The organism is Streptomyces sp. NPDC000941 (assembly GCF_053599555.1).
Genome location: NZ_JBSFMM010000417.1, coordinates 1 through 4,553 on the forward strand (window position 1 = coordinate 1; position 4,553 = coordinate 4,553).

1 protein-coding gene is annotated in these 4,553 nt (G+C 70.3%); it reads left to right on the forward strand.

The genetic code is table 11. The features are described 5' to 3' along the window. Window positions 1-42: 42 nt before the first annotated feature. The coding region (locus ACWDSL_RS52020) for an SDR family NAD(P)-dependent oxidoreductase (protein WP_450496617.1) at window positions 43-4,553 on the forward strand (4,511 nt) is incomplete at its 3' end.

Here is a 4,553-nt window from a genome sequence, read left to right on the forward strand (position 1 = left end):
GGACGGCTGATGCAGGCCGCCCGCTCCGGCGGAGCGATGACCATGATCGCCGCAACCGAGGACGAGGTCCTCACCGTCCTGGAGGGGCATCCGGGGGTGTCGCTGGCCGCGGTCAATGACGCCGAATCGGTCGTGGTCTCGGGCGATGCGGATGCGGTCGCGGAGGTGGCGGGGCATTTTGCGGGGCTGGGCCGGCGGACGAAGGCGCTGCGGGTCAGCCACGCGTTCCACTCGGCACACATGGACACAGCGCTGGAGGAGTTCGCGGAGGTGGTCGCGGGAGTGACCGCGCATGCTCCGCGGGTGCCGGTGGTCTCGAATGTGACCGGGCGGGTGGCGAGTGCGGGGGAGCTGGCGGATCCGGCGTACTGGGTGGCGCAGTTGCGGGGTACGGTGCGTTTCGCGGCCGGGGTGGAGCAGGCGCGGGAGTTGGGCGGGCGGGTGTTCGTCGAGCTGGGCCCGGACGCGGTGCTCTCCTCCCTCGTCCCCCAGGACGCGACCGCGATCCCATTGCAGCGCACCGGCCAGGACCTCGTCTTCCCCCTGGCGCTGGCCGCAGCCCACTGCCACGGCCTGCCCATCATCTTCCCCACCCCCACCACAGCTCACGCCGAACTGCCCACCTACGCCTTCCAACACGACAGCTACTGGCTGCTGGCGGGTTCTGGTGGCGGGGATGTGGTGAGTTTGGGGCAGGCTCCTGCCGGTCATGGCCTGCTGGGCGCGGCGGTGGTGCTGGCCGAGGATGGTTTGACGGTGTTCACCGGCCGGATTTCGCTGTCCGGCCAGCCCTGGCTTGCGGATCATGTGGTGGCTGGGTCGGTGCTGGTGCCGGGCACGGTGTTCGTGGAGCTGGCGCTGCACGCGGGCGACTACGTCGGCTGTGGCCACCTGGAAGACCTGACGATCGAAGCGCCGCTCGTACTCGGCGCGAGCGACAGCGTCAGTGTCCAACTCATCGTCGAGGCCGCCGAAGCAGCCGGACGGCACACCTTCCGACTCTCCGCCCAGTCCCCTTCGGGTACGTGGGTCCGGCACGCCACCGGATCGCTCGTCACCGAAAGCGCCGCTCCACACGGAACCGCGCCCACGCAGGGAAGCTGGCCGCCCGCTGGTGCCCAACCGGTCGACCTCACCGACTTCTACGTGCGCGTCGCCGACCTGGGTACCGAGTACGGCCCGGTCTTCCAGGGGCTGACAGCTCTCTGGCGGGACGGTGACGACCTGTATGCCGAGATCGCCCTGCCTGACGGCACCGAGGTCTCCGGATACGGCATCCACCCGGCCCTTCTCGACGCCGTGCTGCACCCGCTGGCCACGACGCGGGATGACGCGGTCGAAGGAGCCCTGCTGCCCTTCGGCTTCGCCGGCGTCAGCCTCCACGCCACCGGCGCGAACTCTCTGCGTGTCCACTGGGCGCCCGTGGAAGGCACCGCCGGCTCCTTCCGTTGCCAGGCCGTCGACCCTGCCGGAACCCCGGTCATCGAGGTCGCCTCGCTCGTCCTCCGGGAGGCGCCGAAGAATTTCGCACCCGGACGCGGACGCGGTCCGGGCCTGAGCCGCCTCGACTGGACGCCCACGACGCTGGTGGCGGGCGGCATCCCGGACGGGGAACGGTGGGCAGTGCTCGCCACAGCCGCCTCCGCAGCGCCCCAGCTGTTCGAGGAGAACGCGGAACTCGTGGAGCTCACCAAGTATCCCGACGCGGCGGCGGTCGCCGAGGCAGCTGTGGACGTCGCGCTCCTGCCGCTGCTCGCGGAGCACGACGGCGCTGCGGTCCCCGAAACAGTGCACGCCCGGACGGCCCGGCTGCTCGCCCAGGTCCAGGAATGGCTGGCCGACTCCCGCCTGGAAGAGACACGTCTCCTGGTCGTCACCCGTGGAGCCGTCGCCGTACAGGACGACGAGGCACCGACGGACCTGGCAGCCGCGGCCGCATGGGGACTGTTGCGCAGTGTGCAATCCGAACAGCCTGGACGAGTGGTGCTCGTCGACTGCGACGACGAGCAGACGTCCCTCGCTCTCCTCCCCTCAGCCCTCGCCGGCGGTGAACCGCAACTGGCGCTGCGCCGTGGCCAGGCCCTCGTACCGCGTCTCGCCCGCCTCGTGGATCAGCCGGCATCGCCGGCATCGCCGACATTCTCGGCGGGCTTCGTCGACGTTGGTGAGGGGTCGGTGTTGGTGACGGGTGGTACGGGGTCGCTGGGTGGTCTGGTGGCGCGTCATTTGGTGGTTGTGCATGGTGTTCGGCATTTGGTGTTGACGAGTCGTCGGGGTCTGGCGGCGTCGGGTGCGGGGGAGTTGGTTGCGGAGTTGGAGGGGTTGGGTGCTCGGGTGCGGGTGGAGGCGTGTGATGTGGCGGATCGGGAGGCGTTGGCGGGTGTGTTGGCGTCGGTGCCGGTGGAGCATCCGTTGCGGGCGGTGGTGCATGCGGCGGGTGTGGTGCGTGATGCCACGGTGTCGGGGTTGTCGGTGGAGGAGTTGGGTCTGGTGCTGCGGCCGAAGGTGGACGCGGCGTGGAATCTGCATGAGTTGACGCGTGGGTTGGATCTGTCGGCGTTTGTGTTGTTCTCGTCGGTTGCTGGTGTGGTGGGCAGTCCGGGGCAGGCGAACTATGCGGCGGGGAATGCGTTTTTGGATGGGTTGGCGCGGGTGCGGTGTGGGTTGGGGTTGCCGGGTACGTCGTTGGCGTGGGGGTTGTGGGATCAGTCCGGTGGGTCGGGCGGGATGGGTGCGGTGCTGGGGCAGGCCGACCGTGACCGCATCATCCGCAGCGGATTCGGTCTGCTCACCCTCGACGACGGTCTGGCGCTCCTCGACGCCGCGCTCCTGTCCGGCAGGTGCGACCCCGTCCTGACCCGACTGGACAGGAACGCCCTCAAGCGCCGTCTGGACGCTGGTCGACTTCCCTCAGTTTTAAGCTCCTTGGTCCGAGGCGGCGGCCGGAACGGGCGCCGCGTGGCCGCCGGAGCGGAGGCGGCGGGAGCCGCGTCCCTCACGGAACGCCTCGCACGCCTCGGCTCCGAGGAACAGGACCGCCTCCTGCACGGCATCGTCCGTGACGAGGTCGTCGCCGTTCTCGGTCACGGCGTGGGCAGCTCCCTCGACCCCGCGCGGGCCTTCAAGGACCTGGGCTTCGACTCTCTGACGGCGGTCGAACTCCGCAACCGCATGAATGCCACGACAGGCCTGCGCCTCCCCGCGACCCTCGTCTTCGACCACCCGACGCCCGCCGCCCTCGCCGCCCACCTGCGGCGCGAACTGATCGGCGACGACGCACCCACGTCCGGCGCGGCCACCGGCACCGGTGTCGCGGCCACGGAGCGCACCACCGACACCGACCCGGTGGTGATCGTGGGAATGAGCTGCCGGCTGCCCGGAGGCGTCACCGCACCGGACGGGCTCTGGCGTCTGCTGGAGGAGGGCACGGACACCATCTCGCCGTTCCCGACGAACCGGGGCTGGGACCTCGACAATCTCTACGACCCGGACCCGAACACGCCCGGCAAGTCGTACGTCCGGGAAGGCGGATTCATCGACGGGGTGGACGGGTTCGACGCGGCCTTCTTCGGCATCAACCCGCGCGAAGCCATAGCCACCGACCCCCAGCAGCGACTGCTGCTCGAAGCCGCCTGGGAGGCGTTCGAGCATGCCGGTATCGACCCCACCTCGGTGCGCGGCAGCGACACGGGTGTCTTCGCCGGCGTCATCTTCGGTGACTACACCTCGCGTCTCCAGGAGATTCCCGAGGGATACGAGGGCTATATCTCGACGGGCAACACCACGAGTGTGGCCTCGGGGCGGCTGGCCTACACACTGGGCCTGGAGGGTCCGGCAGTGACGGTGGACACCGCGTGCTCGTCCTCGCTGGTGGCCCTGCACCTGGCCGCCCAGGCACTGCGCAACGGCGAATGCTCTCGTGCGCTCGTCGGCGGTGCCACGATCATGTCGGGCCCGACGAACTTCATCGAGTTCAGCCGCCAGCGTGCCCTGTCCCCGGACGGCCGCTGCAAGGCGTTCGCGGCCTCGGCCGACGGCACCGGATGGGGCGAGGGTGTGGGTGTCCTGGTCCTGGAGCGGCTGTCCGATGCCCGGCGGCGGGGGGATCGTGTGCTGGCGGTGGTGCGGGGTTCGGCTGTCAACCAGGACGGCGCGAGCAACGGTCTGACGGCGCCGAACGGTCCCTCGCAGGAGCGGGTGATCAGGCAGGCGCTGGCCAGCGCGCGGCTGGCTGCGTCCGATGTGGACGCGGTCGAGGCGCACGGGACGGGTACGAAGCTGGGTGACCCGATCGAGGCGCAGGCCCTGATGGCGACCTACGGGCAGGGCAGGGATGCCGAACCGCCCCTGTGGCTGGGCTCGTTGAAGTCGAACATCGGCCACACCCTCGCCGCTGCGGGTGTGGCGGGTGTGATCAAGATGGTGGAGGCGATGCGGCGCGGTGTGCTGCCGCGGACACTGCATGTCGATGAGCCCACCTCGCATGTCGACTGGGAAGCCGGGCAGGTACGCCTGCTGACCGAGGCCCGCGTATGGCCGGAGGCGGGCAGGCC